This is a genomic window from Pseudomonas sp. Ost2, assembly GCF_018326065.1.
Lineage (GTDB): Bacteria > Pseudomonadota > Gammaproteobacteria > Pseudomonadales > Pseudomonadaceae > Aquipseudomonas > Aquipseudomonas gingeri.
In genome coordinates, this window is sequence record NZ_AP021904.1 from 4061386 (window position 1) to 4084586 (window position 23201).

The 23201-nt window shown below is 65.9% G+C and carries 19 protein-coding genes; 3 read left to right on the forward strand and 16 right to left on the reverse strand.

Annotated features, from left to right (window positions below; genetic code table 11):
• Positions 1-13 precede the first annotated feature (13 nt).
• The 7 genes from KI243_RS17750 to KI243_RS17780 form a co-directional block, all read right to left on the reverse strand.
• Entirely contained in the window at positions 14-835 is an 822-nt protein-coding gene (locus KI243_RS17750) for an amino acid ABC transporter ATP-binding protein (protein ID WP_017125985.1), read from the reverse strand.
• A complete protein-coding gene (locus tag KI243_RS17755) occupies positions 822-1511 on the reverse strand; it encodes an amino acid ABC transporter permease (protein WP_017125986.1) in 690 nt (229 codons plus the stop codon). Before KI243_RS17755 ends, KI243_RS17750 begins: the two co-directional genes overlap by 14 nt.
• The gene (locus tag KI243_RS17760; protein WP_017125987.1) at positions 1501-2223 is read right to left on the reverse strand and encodes an amino acid ABC transporter permease; all 723 of its coding nucleotides are present in this window, start codon (positions 2221-2223) and stop codon (positions 1501-1503) included. Before KI243_RS17760 ends, KI243_RS17755 begins: the two co-directional genes overlap by 11 nt.
• Complete coding sequence (locus KI243_RS17765) at positions 2223-3437, reverse strand: aminotransferase class I/II-fold pyridoxal phosphate-dependent enzyme (protein WP_017125988.1); 1215 nt, start codon at positions 3435-3437, stop codon at positions 2223-2225. The genes KI243_RS17760 and KI243_RS17765 overlap by 1 nt, the downstream gene beginning before the upstream one ends.
• On the reverse strand, positions 3434-4843 hold the full coding sequence (locus KI243_RS17770) for an FAD-binding oxidoreductase (RefSeq protein ID WP_103032686.1): 1410 nt from the start codon (positions 4841-4843) through the stop codon (positions 3434-3436). The genes KI243_RS17765 and KI243_RS17770 overlap by 4 nt, the downstream gene beginning before the upstream one ends.
• Positions 4840-5661 (reverse strand): transporter substrate-binding domain-containing protein, encoded by an 822-nt coding sequence (locus tag KI243_RS17775; protein ID WP_017125991.1) that lies wholly within the window; start codon positions 5659-5661, stop codon positions 4840-4842. The genes KI243_RS17770 and KI243_RS17775 overlap by 4 nt, the downstream gene beginning before the upstream one ends.
• A gap of 138 nt (positions 5662-5799) precedes the next feature.
• A complete protein-coding gene (locus KI243_RS17780; RefSeq protein WP_017125993.1) occupies positions 5800-6633 on the reverse strand; it encodes a transporter substrate-binding domain-containing protein in 834 nt (277 codons plus the stop codon).
• Between the two features lie 242 nt (positions 6634-6875).
• Here KI243_RS17780 and KI243_RS17785 point away from each other — a divergent pair, with 242 nt between their 5' ends.
• Positions 6876-7733 (forward strand): LysR substrate-binding domain-containing protein, encoded by an 858-nt coding sequence (locus KI243_RS17785; RefSeq protein WP_017125994.1) that lies wholly within the window; start codon positions 6876-6878, stop codon positions 7731-7733.
• A gap of 321 nt (positions 7734-8054) precedes the next feature.
• On the opposite strand, the gene KI243_RS17790 is transcribed toward KI243_RS17785, so the two are convergent.
• Positions 8055-9353, reverse strand: coding sequence for an ATP-binding protein (locus KI243_RS17790; protein WP_017125995.1), 1299 nt, complete (start codon positions 9351-9353; stop codon positions 8055-8057).
• A gap of 4 nt (positions 9354-9357) precedes the next feature.
• Entirely contained in the window at positions 9358-10059 is a 702-nt protein-coding gene (locus tag KI243_RS17795; protein WP_177063752.1) for a response regulator transcription factor, read from the reverse strand.
• Between the two features lie 155 nt (positions 10060-10214).
• Between KI243_RS17795 and KI243_RS17800 the strand changes: the two genes are divergently transcribed.
• Together KI243_RS17800 and KI243_RS17805 are read left to right on the forward strand one after the other, a co-directional pair.
• The gene (locus tag KI243_RS17800; RefSeq protein WP_017125997.1) at positions 10215-11372 is read left to right on the forward strand and encodes an efflux RND transporter periplasmic adaptor subunit; all 1158 of its coding nucleotides are present in this window, start codon (positions 10215-10217) and stop codon (positions 11370-11372) included.
• A 2-nt stretch (positions 11373-11374) separates the two neighbouring features.
• On the forward strand, positions 11375-14467 hold the full coding sequence (locus KI243_RS17805) for an efflux RND transporter permease subunit (RefSeq protein WP_017125998.1): 3093 nt from the start codon (positions 11375-11377) through the stop codon (positions 14465-14467).
• Positions 14468-14686: 219 nt separating this feature from the next.
• On the opposite strand, the gene gspF is transcribed toward KI243_RS17805, so the two are convergent.
• The 7 genes from gspF to gspG form a co-directional block, all read right to left on the reverse strand.
• Entirely contained in the window at positions 14687-15898 is a 1212-nt protein-coding gene (gspF, locus tag KI243_RS17810) for a type II secretion system inner membrane protein GspF (protein WP_103032685.1), read from the reverse strand.
• A complete protein-coding gene (gspE, locus tag KI243_RS17815; protein WP_177118032.1) occupies positions 15898-17304 on the reverse strand; it encodes a type II secretion system ATPase GspE in 1407 nt (468 codons plus the stop codon). Before gspE ends, gspF begins: the two co-directional genes overlap by 1 nt.
• Positions 17305-17416: 112 nt before the next feature.
• Positions 17417-19822, reverse strand: coding sequence for a type II secretion system secretin GspD (gspD, locus tag KI243_RS17820; protein WP_212809565.1), 2406 nt, complete (start codon positions 19820-19822; stop codon positions 17417-17419).
• Positions 19819-20361, reverse strand: a complete 543-nt coding sequence (gene gspM / locus KI243_RS17825; RefSeq protein WP_177106864.1) for a type II secretion system protein GspM — start codon at positions 20359-20361, stop codon at positions 19819-19821. The genes gspD and gspM overlap by 4 nt, the downstream gene beginning before the upstream one ends.
• Positions 20354-21514, reverse strand: a complete 1161-nt coding sequence (gspL, locus tag KI243_RS17830) for a type II secretion system protein GspL (protein WP_017126003.1) — start codon at positions 21512-21514, stop codon at positions 20354-20356. Before gspL ends, gspM begins: the two co-directional genes overlap by 8 nt.
• Positions 21511-22497 carry a type II secretion system minor pseudopilin GspK gene (gene gspK / locus KI243_RS17835; protein ID WP_177106866.1) on the reverse strand — a complete coding sequence of 329 codons (987 nt, stop codon included), beginning with the start codon at positions 22495-22497 and terminating at the stop codon, positions 21511-21513. Before gspK ends, gspL begins: the two co-directional genes overlap by 4 nt.
• 8 nt (positions 22498-22505) lie before the next feature.
• Positions 22506-22955 (reverse strand): type II secretion system major pseudopilin GspG, encoded by a 450-nt coding sequence (gene gspG, locus KI243_RS17840; RefSeq protein WP_212809568.1) that lies wholly within the window; start codon positions 22953-22955, stop codon positions 22506-22508.
• Positions 22956-23201 lie beyond the last annotated feature (246 nt).

Here is a 23201-nt window from a genome sequence, read left to right on the forward strand (position 1 = left end):
AGGTGAATCACGGTCAGATGGACAGGCTAAAGGGACTGATATTGCTCAGCCGGAACGGGTCGGCCTGCACCGGGCGGCGGTTGGCGTCGCCCAGGGCATGCCGGAGGAACTCGCGGGTGCGTTCGCTCTGCGGCTCCTGGAAAATCTGGTAGGCACTGCCGGACTCGACGATCCGGCCGTTCTCGGTGAAATACACCACGTCGCTGATGTCCTCGGCGAAACGCATTTCGTGGGTCACCAGTACGCAGGTCATGCCCTCCTCGGTCAGTTCGCGAATCACTGTCAGCACTTCGCCGACGGTTTCCGGATCGAGGGCCGAGGTCACTTCGTCGAACAGGATCAGTTCCGGACGCATCGCCAGCGCCCGGGCAATCGCCACCCGTTGCTGCTGGCCGCCGGACAGCTGGCCGGGAAAGGCCTCGGCCTTGTGCTCCATGCGCACCTTGGCCAGCAGCTGCCGGGCTTGCTGCTCGGCGTCCGCGCGGCTGCGCCCGAGCACCTTGCACGGAGCGATCAGCAGGTTTTCCAGGACCGACAGGTGCGGGAACAGGTTGTATTGCTGGAACACGAAGCCGACCCGCTTGCGCAGCTCGATCAGTTCGGCCTCGCGCTGCAACTGGTGCACCTCGGTGCTGCCGACACGGATGCTGCCGCGCTGGGGCTTGAGCAACCCGGTGATGCACCGCAGGATGGTCGACTTGCCCGAGCCGGACGGGCCGATGATCGATACCGCCTGGCCGCGCTGGACATCCAGGTCGATGCCCTTGAGCACCGGGTTGGCACCGAACGACAGGTGCAGGTCGCGCAGGCTGACGAGCGTTTCAGTAGAAGGCATAACGTCGCTCCAGGCGTTGGGTCAGACGGGAAATCGGGTAGCAATAGGCGAAGAACAACGCCAGTACGCTGAAGTAGATCAGGACGGTGAATCCGGTGCGGTTGACGGTGTTGCTGGCGATCTGCGCGGTGTCGATCAGGTCATGCACGCCCACCAGCGACGCCAGGGCGGTGCCCATGGTGATCACCGCATAGAGGTTCATCCACGGTGGCAGCATGCGCTTGAAGCACTGCGGCAGGATGATCGAGCGAAACAGCTGGCCGCGACTGAAGGCCAGGGAACGCGCGGCTTCCCACTGGGTGGCGGGAATCGAGCCGATCGCCCCGCGAAAGATCTCGGCGACGTTGGCACTGGCCGGCAAGGCCAGGCCGATGGTGACTTTCAGCCAGTCGGGAAACGGCAGGTAGTGGCTGCCGACATGGATTTCGAACGGGAATACATAAGTGGTGAAGTAGATCAGTACCAGCCACGGCGCGTTGCGGAACACCTGCACCCACAGCCGCGCCGGCAAGCGCAACAGGCGCAGTGGCGACAGGCCCAGGGCGCCGATCAGCAGGCCCAGGAGCGAGCCGATGGCGATCGCCAGCAGGCTGATCAGGATATTCTGGCCAAAGCCCACCGCCAACGCCGGGGACCAGCGCAGCAGCGATTCGATAACCGGCAATTCAATGGCCATAGCCGGGCATCCTCAGGCGCGCTTCGAGATAGCGGCCGACACAGTTGACGATAAAACTCAGCAGGCCGAAGAAGCTCAGGATCAGGATCATCAGCTCCAGCACGTTGTCGCTCTGGGTCCAGATCATGATCGAGGCGTAGGTGATATCACCGACGGCGATGGCCGAGGCCACGGCAGTCATCTTCACCAGGTCGATCAGGTTGTTGACCAGGGACGGCAAGGCAAAGCGCAAGGCCAGCGGCAGTTGCACGTTCCACAGCAACTGGCGGCTGCTGAAGGCCAGGGAACTGGCGGCCTCCAGGGTCACCGCCGGTACCGCCTCGATCCCGGCCCGCAGCGCTTCGGCGTGAAACGCGCCCTTGTGCAGGGAAATCACGATCACCACCCAGGCGAACGGCGTCAGCGGGTTGGCCGCGCCGACGGCCTGGGTCAGCAGCATGTTCAGCACCAGGAACGCACAGTACAGCTGTACCAGCGTCGGCGTGTTGCGGGTCACTTCGACAAACACCCGCGCCGGGCGCGCCAGCCAGTTGTTGCCGCTGGTGAGCATCGCCGCCAGGGCCAGTCCCGCCAGGAGGCTGCCGACAATGGTCAGCAGGCACAGGAGGATGGTGGTCCAGGCGCCGTCGACCAGGCTGCCACGCTGATAGGCATCCAGCAGGAACCGGTAGTTGAGGCCCAGGTGCGCCGCCCATTGCACAAAGCTTTCCATCAGCCGTGGTCCTCGACCAGCCTGGCACAGGCCGCGGCGATACGCCGGCCGGCCTCGCGGACACTGTCGGTGGCGGTGGCGATCGACAGGCGGAACCATGGCGACAAACCATAGGCGCTACCCGCGACACCGGCCACGCCCTCTTCCAGCAGGTAATCCACCAGGTCATTGTCGCTGCCGATCAGGCGCCCGTCCGGACGCCGCCGACCGATCAGCCCGGCACAGCGGACAAAGACAAAGAAACCGCCCTCGGGGGTCAGCACTTCCAGGCCGTTAACGTCCTTCAGCGCCGCCAACAGCAGGTCGCGACGCTCGCGATAGGCCGCCACCTGCGGTTGCAGAAACGCCAGGCCACCTTCATAGGCGGCCAGGGCCGCGGCCTGGCTGACCGACGAGGCTCCGGACGCCGACTGCGACTGCACGACCGCCATGGCACTGGTCAGCACCTGCGGACCGGCACCGAAGCCGATGCGCCAGCCGGTCATGGCGTAGGTCTTGGATACCCCGCCCACCAGCAGGCAGCGCTCCTGCAGGTCCGGCGCGACATTCAGCAGGTTGAGCGGCGACTGGCCGTCGAAGCGGATATGTTCGTAGAGCTCGTCCAGCAGTACCAGCACCTTGGGATGGCGACGCAGCACCTCGGCCAGGGCCAGCAGCTCGGCCGCGCTGTACACCGCGCCACTGGGGTTGCCCGGACTGTTGAGGATCAGCCAGCGGGTGCGCTCGCCGATCAGCGCCTCCAGTTGCGCCGGTTGCAGCTTGCAGCCCTGCTCCAGGCCCGACTGCACGAACACCGGCTCGCCGCCGTTGATCCGCACACTGTCGGGAAACGACGGCCAGTACGGCACCGGCACCAGCACCTCGTCGCCTTCGTCAAGGGTCGCGGCGAAGGCATTGAAGATGATCTGTTTCGCGCCATTGGCGATGACGATGCCGGACAACGGATAGTCCAGCCGGTTTTCGCCCTTGAGCTTGCGTTGCACCGCTTCGCGCAGGGCCCGCACGCCCGGGGTGGCGGTGTATTTGGTGGCGCCGCCGGCGATGGCCGCGTAGGCCGCCTGCTTGATGTGTTCAGGGGTGTCGAAATCCGGCTCGCCGGTGGTCAGGTCGAGAATGTCCCGTCCGGCCTCGCGCAGTGCAGTGGCCTGGGACTTGGCGGCGGCATTGGCCGACAGCGAGACTTTCTGCACCCGCCGGGAAAGTTGAACGGTCATGGCAGCACCTTGCCTGGGTTGAGCAGCCCGCGAGGATCGAGGGCCTGTTTGATCCGGCGCATCAGGTCCAGCTCCACCGGGCTCTTGACCTCGGCAAGCAACGCGCGCTTGCGCTGGCCGATGCCGTGCTCGGCGCTGATGGAACCGCCGAAGGCGTGGGTATTGCGATGGACCAGGGCGCTCAAGGCGCCATAGTTGGCCATGTGCGCCTCGACCGACTGGCCGATGGGCGCCGCGACGTTGTAGTGCAGGTTGCCGTCGCCCAGGTGGCCGAAGGTCAGGTTGCGCACGCCGGGGAAGTGTTCTTGCAGCAAGACATCGGTGCGGCTGACAAACTCGGCGATCCGCGAGATCGGCAGCGAAATATCGTGCTTCATGTTGCGCCCTTCGCGGGCCTGGGCTTCGCTCATGTTCTCCCGCAGCTGCCACAGCGCGTCGCTCTGGGCGAGGCTTTCGGCGATCAGCGCATTGGCCAGCAGGCCCGCCTCGAACGCTTCGCCCAGCACCCGTTCGAACGACTCGCGGGCATGTTCGGCGCTGTGGTTGTCGGAGAGTTCAAGCAAGGCGTACCAGGGCTGTGCGGCCCCGGCAAACGGCTGCGGGCCGTCCGGGAACTGCTCGCGCAGCAATACCAGGCAAGCCGCGGACATCAGTTCGAAAGCCGTCAGGTCGGCGCCGAACCCGCCTCGGGCATGGGACAGGAAACCGACCGCCTGCTCCAGCGAATCGAATGCCAGCAACGCTGTGCTCTGGGCCCTGGGCAGGGGAAACAGCTTGAGGGTCGCGGCGGTGATGATGCCCAGGGTGCCTTCGCTGCCGACGAACAGGTCGCGCAGATCGTAGCCGGTATTGTCCTTGCGCAAGCCGCGCAGGCCGTTCCAGATTTCACCGTCGGCGGTGACTACTTCCAGGCCGAGGGTCAGCTCGCGGGTATTGCCATAACGCAACACGCCGGTGCCGCCGGCATTGGTGCCGAGGTTGCCGCCGATGGTGCAACTGCCCTCGGCCCCCAGGCTCAGGGGAAACAGGCGTCCGGCCTGGCGCGCGGCGTCCTGCAGGTTCTGCAGGATGCAGCCGGCCTCGACGGTGAAGGTGTCATTGTCGGTGTCGATCTGGCGGATGCGGTTCATCCGGTCCAGCCGTACCAGCACGCTGCGACCGCTGTCATCCGGGGTGGCCGCGCCCATCAGGCCGGTATTGCCGCCCTGCACCACCAGCGGCGCGCCATGGTGGGCACAGACGCGGACCAGCGCGGCGACTTCCTCGGTGCTGGCCGGATGCACCACGGCGACCACCTTGCCGTGGTAGACCCGGTGCTTGTCGCTCAGCCAAGCGGCCGCGTCGGCACCCTCATGGACATGGGCGGCGCCCAGCAATTGCTGCAACTGCGTGAACAAAGCACTCATTGCGCGGCCGCCAGGGGTGCTGCGCCACGGTATTGCTCATGCAGCTTGAGCAGGGCCTGGGACGGCGGCATGCCGGTACGCTTGCCCAGCTCGATCAGCCAGCCGCTGCGGTGCCAGTCACGCACGATGGCGTCGAGACGGGCCTGGGTGTCCTTCTCGCCCTTGCGCACCCAGATCACCGACGGCGACGGGATCAGGTCGTCGGGCAAGGGGATCTCATAGCCGCTCCACTCCGCTTCGTCGAGCAGGCTGTGCATGGTCGGGCTGACGTGCACAGCCGCCACGCAGCCGTTGCCGCGCAGCGACAGCAGCGATTCGGACTGGCTGCGGAAGGCCTTGATCTGCGCGCCATAGGTTTCCTGCAGCGGCTTGATGAAGTTGCTGCCCTGGGAAACGCAGACCGGCTTGCCCTTGAGGTCTTCCCAACGGCTGATACCGGCGCCCTTGCGGATCAGCGCGGCGCCGCCGACTTCCTCGTAGGGGGTCGGCACGTAGTCGAGGATCTCGGCGCGTTCTTCGGTCAACTGCATATTGGCGATCAGCACATCGACCTTGCCCTGCTGCAGGAACTGCACGCGGTTGGGCGCCAGCACCGAGACGGTTTCCAGCTCGACGCCGAGGCGTTCGGCGAGGCCCTTGGCGAGTTCGACGTTATAGCCCTGGTGGGCACCGGTGGCCGGGTCGATGGTGCCGAACGGCGGACCACTGAGGATCACGCCGACACTGATCTTGTGGCGCTGCTGGATCTTGTCCAGGGTGGCATCGGCGTGGGCCAGGCCGGTCAGGAGGGCCAGGGCGACGGGGAGGTATCTGAACATGTGGAATATTCCTTGATGATCGTTCCCACGCTCTGCGTGGGAATGCCTCACTGGACGCTCTGCGTCCTTGTTGTGACGCCGGGCCTCAGGGGCTGCGCGCCGTTGCTGCGCGTGGGAACGATCGAAGTGAGGTAAGGGTCAGCCCTTGAACTGGTTATGCAATTCAACCAGCGCAGGCGATGCCGGGGTGATGTGATTGCGGCTCTCGGCCTCGATCAGCCAGCCACTGCGATGCCATCCCTGGACCACGCTATCGAGGCGCTTCTGGGTGTCGGTTTCGCCGAGACGGGTCCAGATCACCGACGGCGCCGGGTTGAGTTCCGGCGTCAGGGCACGGTAGTCCTTCCACTCCGGGTTGCCGGCGAGCAACGGATTGATCAGCGTCGCGTCATGGACCGCCGCCACGCAGTTGTTGCCACGCAGCGCCAGCAGGGATTCCGACGAACTCTTGAAGGCCTTGAGGTCGGCACCCAGTTCGCTCAGCGGCTTGACGTAGCTGCTGCCCTGGGAGGTGCACACCGGCTGGCCCTTGAGGTCTTCCCAGCGGGTGATCTTGCTGTCCTTCGGCACTGCCGCGGTGCCACCGACCTTGTAGAACGGCGTCGGCACATGCCCCAGCAGGGTGTCGCGCTCGGCGGTCCACTCCATATTGGCGATCAGCAGGTCGACCTTGCCCTGTTGCAGGAATTGCACCCGGTTGGCCGGCAATACCGCGACCAGCTCCACCGCCACATCGAGGTCCTTGCCCAGGGCATTGGCCAGGTCGACGTTGAGGCCCTTGGGGTCCTGGGTTGCAGGGTCGATGGAACCGAACGGCCCGCCGGACAGCAGCACGCCGACCACCAGCTTGTGCCGCTGCTGGATCTTGTCGAGGGTGGCATCGGCCTGGGCGGCACCGGCCGCGCCCAAGGCGAGCACCGTTCCGAGCACGGCGGGTAGGAAACGTTGGATCGATGTGCGCGTGAACTGCATGAATATCCCCTCGGTGGCGATCGGCGTCTCCCGACCTCTTTGCCCGCATGCTAGGGAGCGCTCCACCGGAACGGAAATGCAAATATCTAATATTGTTATAACTTTCTGGTTATTAGCTTTTGAGAAAAACGGCATAACCCCTGTTTACTGGGACTTTTCAAGCCACCTGTAATTTCCTCTCGCCAAATACATAAGAATCCGTAATCTATTGAGGATCGCCCTTGATATGAATTCGAGCCGCCATGCCCTCCCCGACCCTGGACCTGGAACTGCTGCGCACCTTCGTCGCGGTGGTTGACCATCACAGTTTTGCCGAAGCCGGCCAGCACCTGGCCCGTACCCAATCGTCGGTGACCCAGCAGATGCAACGCCTGGAACATCAGGTCGGGGTCAGTCTGTTCCAGAAACAGGGCCGGCAGAAACAGCTCACCGAGCCCGGCCGGCAACTGCTGCGCCATGCCCGGCAGATGCTCTCGCTGAACGATGAAGCCCTGAACTCGCTGCACGAAAGCCACCTGAGCGGCGTGCTGCGCATCGGCTCGCCCCACGATATCGCCGACACCATCCTGCCGCCGATCCTCAGCCACATCGCCCGCTCGGCGCCACGGCTGCGCCTGGAAATCGATGTGGGACGCAGCCCCTACCTGATGGACGACCTGCACCGGGGCAAGATCGACATGGTCATCTCCACCCGCGAGGACTCGCGCCTGCAAGGCTTTGCCCTGCGCACCTCGCCGGTGTGGTGGATCTGTTCGGCACAGTACATCCATGTGCCCAGCGAGCCGCTGCCGTTGATCCTGGTGGAGGAACCGAGCATCTATCGGCGTTATGCCATGGAGGCGCTGGAGCGGGAGGGCATCGCCTGGCGCCAGGCGTACCTGGCGTCAAACCTGATCGGCATCAAGGCGGCGATTCGTGCCGGCCTCGGAGTGACGCCCCGCAGCATGGAGCTGCTGGGCCCGGATATGCGCGTGCTGGGGGAGAATGACGGCCTGCCGCGGCTGCCGGACGTCACCTATCACCTGTGGATCCGGCCCAACACGGTCAATCCGCTGGTGCGCCGGGCCTATGACCTGATCCGCGCCAGCCAGGGGCTCTAGGAAGATGGATGCCGCCCTCCAGGGCCTCTTCGGGGGCAAGCCCCCTCCCACAGTATCCGATCAACCTTTTGGGAGGGGGCTTCTTCCACATGGCTACTCAACCTTGTGGCAGGAGACTGCCTCCCTTCCACATAGCCACTCAACCTTGTGGCAGGAGACTGCCTCCCTTCCACATAGCCACTCAACCTTGTGGCAGGAGACTGTCTCCCTTCCACATAGCCACTCAACCTTGTGGCAGGAGACTGCCTCCCTTCCATGTAGCCACTCAACCTTGTGGGAGGGGGCTTGCCCCCGAAGGCGGGCTTGAGGTTGCCAACGACTTCAGACCGCCGGCAACCAGAGGCGGAAACGCGCGCCGCCCAGCGGCGAGGGTTCGGCGGTCAGGGTCCCGCCCTGGGCCTCGGCCGCCCGGCGGCTGATGGCCAACCCCAGGCCAAAGCCGCCGGTGGAACGGTCACGGCTGCGATCCAGGCGGTAGAACGGCTCGAAGACCCGCTCGCGCTCCTGCTCGGGAATGCCGATGCCATCGTCGTCGACCCACAGTTCGCAGCCTTCGGCATTGGCGCGGATACCGATCTGGATCCGCCGCTCGCAATACCGGGTGGCATTGCGCAACAGGTTCTGCACGGCCCGCGCGGTCAGTCGCGGATCGAGGGAAAAGCGTTCCAGGGAGCCGTGCATCAGCACATCGATAACGATGTCCGGAGCCTCCAGTTCTTCGTCGAAACTGCCGAGGATGCTGTCGACAAACTCGTCGAGCGACACCATCACCCGCTCCGGCGCCCGCCCCGGGTTCTGCAGCCGACTGTAGGACAGCAGTTCCAGCACCAGCTCGTCCAGTTCGCGGATATGTCCCACCAGCCCTTGCAGGCGCTCGCGCGAAGGCTGCGGCAAGTCATCCGACAGCGCCAGGGCCAGGCCGAAATCCAGCCGGGTCAGGGGCGTGCGCAGTTCATGGGAGACGGCATTGAGCAGGTCGCGCTGCTGGTTGAGCAGGCATTCGATATCGCCGGCCATGGTGTCGAAGACCGACGCCAGCTCGCCGATATTGGAGCGCGGCGAAATATGCGTGCGTTCGCTCAACTGGCCCTGGCCGATGCGCCGGGCGGTCTGCTTGAGGCGTTCCAGGTCGCGCCAGTGCGGGCGCAGCCAGAACAGCAGGCAGGCCAGCAACGCCGCGCCGATCAGCACGTTCATGCTCCAGTACAACAGGTTCACGTCCAGCGGATCGGGCGGCACCACCAGTTCCACCGCCAGTTGCCCGTCCAGCGGCGAGGCCACCAGGTTCGGCGCTCCCCAGTCGCCCAGGCGGATCACGTTCTCGCCGCGGCGCAGGCGCTTCTGCTCGGGCTCGCTGAAGCTGATGTCGTCGATACGGATCAGCGCCACCCGCAGCGGCGCGAAACGCTTGTCCAGCTCGATCGCCAGGGCCGGCCACTGGCCGTTGGGCACCTCGTGGAACTGCTTGACCAACAGCCCCTGCATGCCCCGGGACTGGTCGATGTTGTAGCTCATGAAGCGCTCGCGAAAGAGCCCGATCACCAGGTCGGGCACCAGGTAGATCGCCGCGCTGAAGGTCACGATGGTCACCAGGTAGAGGCGGATCAGAATCTTCAGCATCGACTCAGCATTCCCACTCGGAACGGCTGAACAGGTAGCCCTTGCCCCACACGGTCTTGATCTTGCGCGCCTCGCCGGCATGGTCGTCGAACTTGCGCCGCAGCTTGGAGATCGCCACGTCCACCGAGCGGTCGGTGCCGTTGAACTCGATGCCGCGCAGGCGCTGCAGGATCTGGTCGCGGCTGAGCACCTCGCCGGCATGCCGGGCCAGCACCACCAGCAGGTTGTATTCGCCGCTGGACAGTTCCACCGGCTGCTCGCGCCAGGTCACGGTGCGCTCGGACAGGTCGATGCACAGGTTGCCCATCAGGATCTGGTCGCTGGCCACCTGCGGCTCGCTGAGGCTGCTGCGGCGCAACAGGGTCCGCACCCGGGCCAGCAGCACCCGCGGCTCGCAGGGCTTGGTCACGTAGTCGTCGGCGCCCATTTCCAGGCCCAGCACCTGGTCGTGGCTGTCGTCACGGGCGGTGAGCATGAGGATCGGCAGCGTCGCCGAATCGGCCCGCAACAGGCGGCACACCTGCAAACCGTCGAGGCCCGGCAGCATCAGGTCGAGGATCACCAGGTCCGGCGGATTCTGCCGGGCCCGCTCGCGCACCTGGTCGCCACGGGCCAGCACATTGACCTGATAGCCGTTGCGCTCCAGGTAGCTGGCGATCAGTTCGGAAAGTGCGGTGTCGTCTTCGACCAGGAGAATCGTCGGCATAAATAACTACAGGTAGGTGGAAAACCGTGAAGGATATACGCCCTTTCGCGTGCGCGAGCACAAGCTTCACACTTTTTCACCAACGACCTACATAGCTTCACAGCACCGCTTGACAGCCACCCTTAGCATGCCCGGGTCATTACTGGGACTCGATTATGTTGAAGAAGCTGTTTGCCCCGCTCTGCCTGTCGGCCCTGGCCCTGGCGTTGAGCGCCTGTGACAAGTCCGCGGGTCCGCCCGAGGCCCCGCCCGCGCCCAAGGTCCGGATCGAGACCATCCGGACCCAAGCCCTGTCGATCAGCAGCGAACTGAGCGGGCGCATTGCCGCGCCACGGATCGCCGAAGTCCGCGCGCGGGTCGCCGGCGTGGTGCTCAAGCGCCTGTTCCACGAAGGCAGCGACGTCAAGCAGGGCGATGTGCTGTTCCTGATCGATCCGGCACCGTTCAAGGCCGACCTCGACAGCGCCGTCGCCAGCCTGCAGAAAGCCGAGGCCAATGCGTTCCAGGCGAAACTGCAGCACCAGCGCTACCGCGAACTGGTGGACAGCAACGCCATCAGCCGCCAGGACTACGACAACGCCCAGGCCGCCGCGCGCCAGAGCGCCGCCGATGTCGCCGCCAACCAGGCCGCGGTACAGCGGGCGAAGCTCAACCTGGGCTACGCCACCGTCATCGCGCCGATCTCCGGGCGCATCGGCCGGGCGCTGGTCACCGAGGGTGCGCTGGTCGGCCAGAACGAAACCACCGCCCTGGCCCTGATTCAGCAACTGAACCCGATCCACGCCGACCTGACCCAGTCCACCCGCGAGTTGAACGACCTGCGCCGGGCCTTCCGCGCCGGCCAGTTGCAACAGGTCGGGCAGAACCAGGCCAAGGCCACGCTGATCCAGGACGACGGCAGCGCCTACCCGCTGCCGGGCAAGCTGCTGTTCACCGATATCAGCGTCGACCCGAGCACCGGGCAGATCATCCTGCGCAGCGAGTTCCCCAACCCGGACCTCGACCTGCTGCCGGGCAGCTTCGTGCGGGTCAAGGTCGAGCAGGCCTTCAACCGCGAAGGCATCAGCGTGCCGCAACGGGCGATCCTGCGCGACAGCGCGGGGATTCCCCAGGTGCTGCTGGTGGACGCCGAACAGCGCGTGAGCCAGCACCCGGTCAGCCTCGGCGCGGTGCAGAACGACCGCTGGATCGTCAACGACGGCCTCAAGCCCGGCGACCGCATCGTCGTCGAAGGCCTGCAGCACGCCCGTCCCGGCGAGCTGGTGCAGGTCGATGACAGCCCTGTTTCCCTTGCCCAGTCCAAAGGACAGTGAGCATGCCGCACTTCTTTATCGACCGCCCGATCTTCGCCTGGGTGGTCGCGCTGTTTATTCTCCTCGCCGGTGTCCTCGCCATCCCGCAATTGCCGGTGGCGCAGTACCCCAACGTCGCCCCGCCCAAGGTGGAAATCTACGCGGTGTATCCCGGCGCCTCGGCACAGACCCTCGACGAAAGCGTGGTCAGCCTGATCGAGCAGGAACTCAACGGTGCCGACCACCTGCTGTATTTCGAATCCCAGAGCAGCCTGGGCAGCGCCACCATCACCGCGACCTTCCAGCCCGGGACCAACCCGGAGATGGCCCAGGTCGACGTGCAGAACCGCCTCAAGGCGGTGGAGCCACGCCTGCCCGCCGCCGTCACCCAGCAAGGCCTGCAGGTGGAGAAGGTCTCCGCCGGCTTCCTGCTGCTGGCGACCCTCACCTCCAATGACGGCCAGTACGACGACACCGCGCTCAGCGACTACCTGGCGCGCAACGTGATGAACGAGATCAAGCGCCTCGACGGTGTCGGCAAGGCTCAGCTGTACGGTGCCGAGCGCGCCCTGCGGATCTGGATCGATCCGCAGAAGCTGGTGGGTTTCAACCTCACCGCCGCCGATGTCAGCGCCGCCGTGGCCGCGCAGAACGCCCAGGTCTCGGCCGGCAGCATCGGCGACCTGCCGGGACCGTCGACCCAGGAAATCACCGCGGCGGTGCTGGTCAAGGGCCAGCTGTCGACGCCCCAGGAATTCGCCGACATTGTCCTGCGGGCCAATCCGGACGGCTCCAGCGTACGTATCGGCGATGTCGCCCGGGTCGAGGTCGGCAGTCAGGAATACCAGTACTCGACGCGCCTGAACGGCAAGCCGTCGACCGCCTTCAGCGTGCAACTGGCCCCCGGCGCCAATGCCCTGAAGACCGCGACGCTGGTACGGGCGAAGATGGATGAGCTGTCGCGCTACTTCCCGGCGAACGTGGAATACAAGATCCCCTACGACACCTCGCCGTTCGTCAAGGTCTCGATCACCAAGGTGGTCTACACCCTCGGCGAAGCGATGCTGCTGGTGTTCGCGGTGATGTTCCTGTTCCTGCAGAACATCCGCTACACGCTGATTCCGACGCTGGTGGTGCCGGTGGCGCTGATGGGGACCTTTGCCACCATGCTGGCCCTGGGGTTCTCGATCAACGTGCTGACCATGTTCGGCATGGTGCTGGCCATCGGTATCCTGGTGGACGACGCCATCGTGGTGGTGGAGAACGTCGAGCGGATCATGGTCAATGAAGGCCTGTCGCCGAAGGAAGCGACGCGCAAGGCCATGGGCCAGATCAGCGGCGCGATCATCGGCATCACCCTGGTGCTGGTGGCGGTGTTCATTCCCATGGCGTTCATGCAGGGCTCGGTGGGCGTGATCTACCAGCAGTTCTCGTTGTCCATGGCGACCTCGATCCTGTTCTCGGCGTTCCTCGCCCTGACCCTGACGCCCGCCCTGTGCGCCACCCTGCTCAAGCCGATCGCCAAGGGCGAACACCATGCCAAGGGCGGCTTCTTCGGCTGGTTCAACCGCCGCTTCGAACAGATGAGCGCCGGCTACGAACGCTGGGTGGTCCAGGCCCTGAAACGCAGCGGCCGCTACCTGCTGCTCTACGGCGTGCTGGTGGTGGTCCTCGGCCTGCTGTTCAGCCGCCTGCCGGCCTCGTTCCTGCCGGTGGAAGACCAGGGCTACACCATCACCGATATCCAGCTGCCGCCTGGGGCGAGCAAGAACCGCACGGTCAAGGTGGTGGAACAGATCGAGGCCAATAACGCCACGGAGCCCGGTGTCGGCGATACCACGATGATCCTCGGTTTCAGCTTCTCCGGCAGCGGCCAGAACGCCGCGCTGGCCTTCACCACGCTCAAGGACTGGTCGCAGCGCAGTGCCCAGGACTCGGCGGCGGCCATCGCCGAACGGGCGAATATCGCCTTCGGCGACCTCAAGGATGCGGTGGCCTACGCCATCCTGCCGCCACCGGTGGATGGCCTGGGCACCTCCAGCGGATTCGAGTTCCGCCTGCAGGACCGTGGCGGCGTCGGCCACGAAGCCTTGATGCAGGCCCGTACCGAGCTGCTGGCGGCGGCGGCAAAGAGCAAGGTACTGGCCAATGTCCGCGAAAGCGCCCTGGCCGAGGCGCCGCAGGTGCAGCTGGAAGTCGACCGCAAGCAGGCCAACGCCCTGGGCGTGTCGTTTGCCGATATCGGCAATATCCTCTCCACCGCGGTGGGTTCGTCGTATATCAACGACTTCCCCAACCAGGGACGCATGCAACGGGTGGTGATCCAGGCCGAGGGCGACCAGCGCGCTCAGGTCGCGGACCTGCTGAAGATCCATGTGCGCAACAGCAACGGCAAGATGGTCCCGCTGTCGGCCTTTGTCGAAGCCCGCTGGACCCAGGGCCCGGCGCAGTTGACCCGCTACAACGGCTACCCGGCGATTGCCATTTCCGGCGAGTCGGCGCCCGGCTACAGCACCGGCCAGGCCATGGAGGAAATGCAGCGCCTGGTGACGCAACTGCCGGCGGGCCTGGGCCTGGAATGGACCGGGCTGTCGTTGCAGGAGCGCTTGTCCGGCTCCCAGGCACCGATCCTGCTCGGCCTGTCGCTGCTGGTGGTGTTCCTCTGCCTGGCGGCGCTGTACGAGAGCTGGTCGATTCCGACCTCGGTGCTGCTGGTGGTGCCGCTGGGCGTGCTCGGCGCGGTGCTGGCGGTGACCTTGCGCGGGATGCCCAACGATGTGTTCTTCAAGGTCGGCTTGATCACTATCATCGGTCTGTCGGCGAAGAATGCGATCCTGATCATCGAGTTCGCCAAGAGCCTGTACGACGAAGGCCATGACCTGCTGGACGCGACGGTACAGGCCGCGCGGCTGCGCTTGCGGCCGATCATCATGACCTCGCTGGCGTTCATTCTCGGCGTGGTGCCCCTGGCGATCGCCACCGGGGCCAGCTCGGCGAGCCAGCAGGCCATCGGTACCGGGGTGATCGGCGGGATGATCAGCGCGACCCTGGCCGTGGTGTTCGTGCCGGTGTTCTTTGTGGTGGTGATGAAGCTGGTCAAGTGCAAGGAGCCTTGATCAGGGAGTGATCCCGAGGGCCCCTTCGCTGGCAAGCCAGCTCCCACAGGGAATCGGGTCGTGCCCATTGTTTGTGTCCGACTCGGGCACTTATGGGAGCTGGCACAAGCCAGCTCTCACAGGAAATCGGGTCGTGCACCTCATTTGTCTTCGACTCGGACACTTGTGGGAGCTGGCTTGCCAGCGAAGAGGCCGGCACAGGCAACACTCCTGTCTCGGCTATTGCACCAGCTGGTTGATCTCGATGATCGGCAGCAATACCGCCATCACGATCACCAGCACCACCCCGCCCATCACCACGATCATCAGCGGTTCGAGCAGCGCGGTCATGCCCATGGCCCGCCGCTCGATGTCCCGTGACAGGGTCTGTGCCGCGCGTTCCAGCATCGGCGGCAACGAACCGGTTTTCTCGCCACTGGCAATCAGGTGGATCAATACCGGCGGAAAGACCTTCTCGACCTTCAGCGCCGCTGCCAGGTTCACCCCTTCCCTGACCCGCGCCGTGGCCTCGCTCACACTCAGGCTCAGGCGATCGTTCGACACCGTCTGCCGCGCCGCTTCCAATGCCCGCAGCAACGGCACCCCGGCACCGCCGAGAATCGCCAGGGTCGAGGCGAACCGGGCGGTATTGAGTCCCAGCACAAAACGCCCGATCAGCGGCAGGCGCAGGATCCGGCTGTGCCAGCCCAGACGTGCCGCGGGTTTGCGCAGGTACAGGCGCCAACCCCAGAAACCACCGGCCATGACGCTGAAACAGAGCCAGCCCCAGGCGCGGATGAAGTCACTGGCGTTGAGCATCACCAGGGTCAGCCCCGGCAGATCCTGGCGCGCCTGGGAAAACGCGCTGACCACCTGCGGCACCACATAGCTGAGCAGGAAGATCACGATGGCCACCGACACCAGCCCGACCACGCCCGGATAGATAAAGGCGGTGAGGATCTTGCCCCGCAGGTTGTTGCGTTCCTCGATGTAGTCGGCCAGTCGCTCCATGACCTGGGCCAGGTCGCCGGACTCCTCGCCCGCGGCTATCAGCGCCCGGTAGATCTCCGGAAAGTCCCTGGGGCGCTTGGCCAGGGCTTCGGCCAGGCGCATGCCGCCCCGGACATCGGCGCGCACCGCGCTCAGGGTCTGGGCGATATGCTTGCGTTCGGCCTGTTCCACCGTGGCGCTCAGCGCCGCCTCCAGTGGCAGGCTGGCACCCAGCAGGCTCGCCAGCTGGCGGGTGGCCCAGGCCAGGTCGTTGTCCGACAGCTTGGCGCTGAACAGACCGCCGCCCGCCCCGCCACTCTCGCCCCCGTCGGCCTTGACCGACAAGGCGGTCAGGCCGCGACTGCGCAGCACGCCCATCGCCGCACTCTGGCTGTCCGCCTCCAGATGGCCGGATTCGATCTTGCCGAGAGCGTCGGCGGCTTCGAAGCGATAGCGATTCATCAGGCGTCCCGTGTCACGCGAAGGATTTCTTCCGGCGCCGTGGCACCGCTGCGCACCCAGCGTTCACCGTCCTCGCGCATGCTCAGCATGCCGGCCGCGCGAGCGGCCAGGCGCAGGGCCTGTTCCCCGGCTCCCTGGTGGATCAGGGTGCGGACGTCATCGTCGATGCAGAACAGTTCGTGGATGCCGGTACGGCCGCTGTAGCCGGTGTGATTGCAGGCGCTGCAGCCCACCGGACGCCAGGTGCCCGGCGTGGCCGGGTCCTCCTCGCGACAGTGCTGGCACAGCCGTCGCACCAGCCGCTGGGCCAGTACCCCGAGCATCGACGACGCCAGCAGGAACGGCTCCACGCCCATGTCGATCAGGCGGTTGACCGCCGACACCGCGTCATTGGTGTGCAGCGTCGCCAGCACCAGGTGACCGGTGAGCGAGGCCTGCACGGCGATCTGCGCGGTTTCCAGGTCGCGGATCTCGCCGATCATGATGATGTCAGGGTCCTGGCGCAGGATCGCCCGCAGGGCCAGGGCAAAGGTCATGTCGATCTTGGCGTTGACCTGGATCTGGCTGATGCCCGGCAGGTCGTATTCCACCGGATCCTCGACGGTGAGGATATTGCTGGTACTGGCGTCGAGCCGGGCCAGCGCGGCATAGAGGCTGGTGGTCTTGCCGCTGCCCGTGGGACCGGTGACCAGGACGATGCCGTGGGGCTGGCGGATCAGGTGATCGAGCCGGGCCAGCACGTCGGGGTCCATGCCCAGGGTTTCCAGTTGCAGGCGCCCGGCCTGCTTGTCCAGCAGCCGCATCACCACCCGCTCGCCATGCCCGGTGGGCACGGTGGAGACGCGAATATCGATCGGACGCCCGGCCACCCGCAGGGCAATCCGACCGTCCTGGGGCAGGCGTTTTTCGGCGATGTCCAACTGCGCCATGATCTTGATCCGCGACACCAGCGCGCCATGCAGCGCCTTGCGTGGCGACACCACGTCGCGCAGCGTGCCGTCGACCCGGTAGCGCACCACCGAATGGGTCTCGAACGGCTCGATATGGATGTCGCTGGCCTCGTCCCGTGCCGCCTGGGTCAGCAAGGCATTGATCATGCGGATCACCGGCGCGCCGTCCTGGGTGTCCAGCAGGTCGGTGATTTCCGGAATGTCCTGCATCAGCCGGTCGAGGTCCACCTCGTTTTCCGCCGCGCCGACCACCGCCGCCGCGCTGCCGGTATCGGCGTAGGCGCTGGCGAGCAGGCCATCGAGTTCTTCGTCGCGCACCCGCTCCAGGCGCGCCGGACCGAACTGGCGGCGCACCTCGCTGATGGCCCAGCCCGGTGTCGAGGGACAGGCACTCAGCACACCGTCGCACAACACCACCCGCTGCGCCTTGGCCCAGGCATACGGCAACGCGCTCATGGTGAACACTCCCTTCGCGCCGCTTGCGCCCTACCTGTGGGAGCGGGCTTGCCCGCGAAGCTTCTGGCGTCCTCGAGGTCCCGTTCGCGGGCAAGCCCGCTCCCACAGGGTTTCATGGCTGCGACCTGTCATTGAGCAACACCGGCACCGCGCGGATCGGCGCCCGTGGCGTCTGCGGCACGGGCGACGGCTGCGAACCGGGGATCGCCTCGGCGGCATTCGGCAACTGCGGCGCCTGCATGTCCGGCATGGCCCAGTTGCGACCCGGCTGCAGGCTGCCCTGGGCGCGGCGGATAAAGTCGTAGCGATTCAAGGTGATCGCCCGCCCCGCTGCACCATCGCGAATGATGTAGGGCCGCAGGAACACCATCAGGTTGGTCTTGTTGGTGGTACGTCGTTCGTGGCGAAACAGCGCGCCGATGCCGGGGATGTCCGACAGGAACGGCACGCCGTCGTTGCTCTGGGTGTAGCCGTCCTGCAACAGGCCGCCGAGGACCATGATCTGCCCGTCGTCGAGCAGGATGCTGGTGTCGATCGCGCGCTTGTTGGTCACGGTGCCGGCGGCCGTCGCGGTGGCGCGATCATCGACGCTGCTGACTTCCTGGTAGATGTCCAGCTTGACCGTGCCGCCCTCGGAGATCTGCGGCCGGACATTGAGCTTGAGACCGACTTCCTCGCGCTGGATGGTCTGGAATGGGTTGTTGCTCGAGTTGCTGCCGTTGGTCACGTACTGGCCGCTGACAAAGGGAATGGTCTGGCCGACGAAGATGCTCGCTACTTCGTTGTCCAGGGTCAGCAGGTTCGGCGTTGACAGCACATTGGAGCCGCCCTTGCTTTTCAGGGCCTTGGCCAGCACCTTGAGGTCCATCACCCGGCCGATCCCGGGAATGTCCACGGCGCCGCGGACCACGCCGACACTCAGGCCCTGGGGCAAGGCATCGATGCTGTTCTTGGCGGTGGTGACCAGCCCGGTGCCGCCGAGGTTGACGCCACCGATCACACCGTTGCCACCGAGGTTGCCGCTCTGCCATTGCACGCCGAACTCATTGGCGTCGTCTTCGCTGACTTCGACGATCAGGCTTTCGATCACCACCTGGGCGCGACGCTGGTCGAGCAGGTCGATGACCTCGCGCAGGTTGCGGTACAACGGCTCCGGTGCGGAGATCAGCAAGGTGTTGGTGGTGGCATCGGCCTGGATGGTCACACCACCGGCGGAAAACGCCACGTTCTGCTCGCCGGACGCGGCCGCGCCACCGGCCTGGCTGGCGCCGGAGCGGGCGCCCTGGCCGTAGACCGAGCCGCTGCTGCCGCTGGTGGCGGTGCTGCCCTGGGTGCTGCCATTGGCCTGGCTGCTGTTCTGGTTGTTCTGACTGCTGCTGTTGCTCCCGCCACCACTGAGCATCGCCCGGGTCGGGTCGCCCTGCCCTTCGCCGCTGTCGCTTTCACCGGTGAGCAGGCCGCGCAGGGCCTGGGCCAGCTTGCCGGCCTGGGCGTTGCGCAGGTACACCACATGCAGGTTGCTCGGATTGCTCTGGGCATTGTCGAGCTTGTAGATCAACTCCCGCGCCAGTTGCGTACGCTCCGGGCTGCTGGCGCGGATGATGATCGAGTTGGAGCGCGGATCGCCGAGCACGCTGATCTTCTGGGTCGGGTCGTTGCCCGGGTTCTCCAGCAGCTCGGCGACCATGCTGGCGATATCGCTGGCGATGCCGTTCTGGATGGTCACCACGTCGGTGTCGATGGCGCTCGGCGTATCGATGCTGGCGATCAGGCTCGCCACCCGTTGCAGGTTCTCCGCATAGTCGGTGATGACCACGGTGTTGTTGCCCGGATAGGCATTGATCGGGTTGTTCGGCGAAACGATCGGCCGCAGCACCGGGATCAGGTTGACCGCATTCTCGTATTGCAGGCGGAAGGTGCGGGTCAGCATGCCGTTTTCCGCCGGGCGATCGGCACTGTAGATCGGTCCGCCGAGCAGCTTGGCGTCCGCTTCCGGCACCACCTGGCTGACACCGCCGACATCGACCACGCTGAAACCCTGCATGCGCAAGGCCGCCAGCAACATGTCATAGGCCCGGTGGGCCGGCACTTCGCCCTCGGAAACCAGGGTCAGGTTGCCCTTGACCCGCGGATCGACCAGGAACTGCCGGCCGGTGGAGCGCGACAAGGCGCGGACCACCGCCTGGATATCGGCGTCGACAAAATTCAGTTGCACGGGCTGGTCACCCAGGGGATTGCTCGCCGGCAGGCTTTTACCGGCAGCACCCTTGCCTTTCCCCGTGGTGTTCAGCGGATGTTGCACGCGCCGTTGCTGTTCGACCTGGGCCTGGACCCGCTGCCGATCCGCCACGGCGTCGCCGCTCTTGACCGTCGAGCCCAGTGGCCGGCCCAGCTCGCTTTCCACCAGCAGCGGAGCCTGCGGTGTCGTGCCGCTGCTGCACGCCGTCAACGCCAGCAGCAACCACGGGGCCGCCGCTTGCCGGCAACGCAACCCATACAAAGAACCTGACCACTTCATGAAGCTTCCTTAGCGCCACGCGCCTGATCCATGCGAACGGTTCCGGACAATCGGCCGGCCGAGCCATCGGGTTCGGTCGTACCCGTGCGTTGCAGACGGGCCTCGACCACTTCCAGGGTGAAAGAACGGGGGTTGCCCAGCAGCCAGCCCACCAGCGCATCGGCCGGGGCGTCGTCAAAGGTCAGCAGCCAGCCTTCGGCACTGCCCTGCAATTGGTAATGCCCGGCCAGCCCGCTGGCTTCGAGGCTGGCGCGCAGGCCCGGCTCGACACCGTCGACGCCCGGCATCGCGAGGCCTTGCAGCAAGCTGTCGAGGGTCTGGGCCTGGGTGCGCAGCCTGGGAGTTTCCAGCGCCCAGAAATCGATTTTCTTCAGCGGCGGCTGGATCAGTACCAACCAGACGAACAGCGCCGAGACACCGAGGGCCATGCCGCTGACCAGGCGTTTTTCCCGCAACGCCAGGCCGCTCCAGTACGCCTGTGCCTGACTTGCCAGGACCTGCCAGCGGGCCCGGTACCGGTTCAACCAGGGGTTATTCATTTTCCGCCTCCGCCACCGGTTGTATCGGTTCGGCCTGGACCCTGAGGGTCCAGCCTTCGGGCGCCGGCGTGGACAGCACGCCAGCCTGGACCAGCGTGGCCTGCCAGGTACCGCCGTTGCCCGGCTTGCGCATGTCCGGCAGGGTATTGAGGTGCAGTTCACCGTTGTCGAACACCAGGCTTTGCACGCCACCGACCATGAACGGCATGGCCAGGCCGGCCTGCTGGACCAGTCGGGAGAAATCGCTGTCGCCGTCACCGGCCGTCTGCCGCTGGGTCAGTTGCTGACGGGCCTGCTGCAGGGGATTGAGCACCATCGGCAGCGCCGGAAAGGCCTGCTTGACCCGCTGCACCATCCACGACTTGAGCTGCTGGCCCTGCTCGACCTGCCGCGCCGCATAGAGGTTCAGGCCCACCGCCCAGACCACCACGGCCAGCGCACAGCAGGCCAGCGCCCGGCCCCAGTGACCGCCTTCGGCTCCCGGCTGACGCAACGCGCCGTGCAAGCCCCAGGTCGGTGTCGGGCCGCTCCAGCGCCGATTGGCGGGCAATGCCTGGACCAGGGCATGGCTCAGCGGCGGCTCGCCCAGCCAGTGCAGCACCTCGCCCCGTCCGAGCAGTTGCGCCAGCGCCTGATCGATATCCGGATGCACCTCGGCCCGGTCGGTGCCCAGGCGGATCAGCAGGTGTTCATCCAGGGCCTCCACCACCGGCTCGCCGGCAATCACCGGCAGGCAACCGGCGGCCGGATACAGGCCGCGCAGCTTGATCCCGGCCTGTCGCAACAACGCGCCGAAGCGTTCCAGCGCAGCGCGTTGCAGCCAGGCGATCTGGACCTGGCCCTCGGTGTCCCGTGGGCCATGGACGATATGCATCGACTCGCAGCCGCCGAGGATCAACGCCTGGGCAGCACAGTCGACCGCCGCGCGAACCTTCGCCGGCGCCAGGACCGGCAGTTCGAGACTGGCCAGCAGGCTGTCCCGTGGATGCAGGTAACACTCCACGGCCAGGCCTTTATGCGCCTGGGCCAGGTGCGCCAGGCTGGCCTCGCCGGTTGCTTCGACCTGGCCCTGGCGATCCAGCCGGGCAAAGGCCAGCGGACTGTCGAGGCCCAGGCTGTCCAAGGGCGACAGCGCCACGCGGAGCAACGTCATACGCCCACCCGCGACCAGATCACCTGGGGCATCTGCTCCTGGCTGCGGTGCAACAGCGCCGCCAGGCTGACGCGACGCCGCTCGCCACGCGATTGCCCGGTGAGCAGGAACCAGTCGCTGGTGATCCCGACCTTGATATCGGTGACGATCAGTTGCGGCATGCGCAGGCGATTGACGAAGTCGCCGCGGTTGATGAACCACTGCCCCGCATCGCGCTCGTTGATCAGGCCACGGGCACGTTGCGGTGACAGTCCCGGGACCTGGGACGCCAGCACCTCGGCGGTCGCGGTATTGCCGTTGACCCAGGTGTTGGCCGGCAGAATGGTCACATGGGGCGCGAGCAAGGCCAGGGTCTGCTCATCCACACCCTCGACGCTCCTGAGGTCCTGCAGGCTGCGCAGCATCGGCCGGGTCGCCGGCAGTGGCTTGAGGGCGGCTCCGGGCGAGGTCAGCCGGCCGCTGTCGAAACTGCCGCGCACGGTCGTCGCCGGCACGCGGTCGGGGTCCGACACCCGTGGATAGGAGGCGATCACCCGCTGGGCGATACGCTGGCCCACCGCCGCCTTGACGCCGAGCAACTCGCACAGGCGGGCAAAGCCCTGCATCTGTTCGGCGTCGACCCGCTCGTCCTGCACCAGGTTGCGCAGGTTGAACTTGCCCTGCTCGTCCTCCAGGCGGCCGTCGAACTGGCTGCCACGCTCGCCCGATGGCGAGGCGACGAAGGGTTGGGCCCAGGCTTGCGCCAGATGGGTCAACGGATCGCGCTGGCGGGCTTCCCACAACAATTGGCGACTGAGCTCAAGGCCGCCGCGCAACTGCCAGGAGCCCTGGACCCGCAGTTGCTCGGCCTCCAGGCCACGGGTAAAGACCGTCTCGCGGGTGAGCATGCCGCCGGCGATCACCGCCACCACGGCGGCGATCAGCAAGGCGCTGATGATCGCCATGCCCTGTTGCTTCGCCGCTGTCAGCGAATAGGCGTTCATGGCTGGCGCTACAGTTGCCAGGAGCCGATATCGGCATTGACCCCGTCACCGTCCGGCTTGCCGTCGGCACCCAGGGAAAACACGTCGACTTCGCCATTGGCGCCGGGATTGAGGTACTGGTAAGGACGCCCCCACGGATCGTTGGGCAGGCGCTCCAGGTAGGAACGCCAGTTGCTGTCCTTGGCGTTCGCCGGACGATCGGCGAGGATCTTCAAGCCCTGATTCTGGCTCGGATAGCCGCCGTGATCGAGGCGATAGAGCTTGAGCGCCTGCATCAATCCGCCGATGTCCTGCCTGGCCGCGGTGGCCCGGGCCTGGTCGGGACGATCGAGGACCTTGGGTACAACCATGGCGGCGAGAATCCCGAGGATCACCACCACCACCATGATCTCGATCAGCGTGAATCCCTGCTGTGCCCGACGAGTGCTGGAACGGGAATTGATGCGCGCGATATCCATCTCGACAATCCTTGGCTTGATTCGATTCGCGGCGGATTGTTGCAAGAAGATATGTCACTGGTATTGAAAATCCTCGGGTGAACAGGGCCTTGGTTTCTGTACCGGGCCAGGTGGGTCTGTGGGCCTCTGGATCTGTGGGAGCGGGCTTGCCCGCGAATGGGGCAACGCGGTGCCCCAGGTTCTCCATATCGCTTTCTTCGTGGGCAAGCTCCGCTCCCACACAGGCCACCATTCCCATGCAGATCC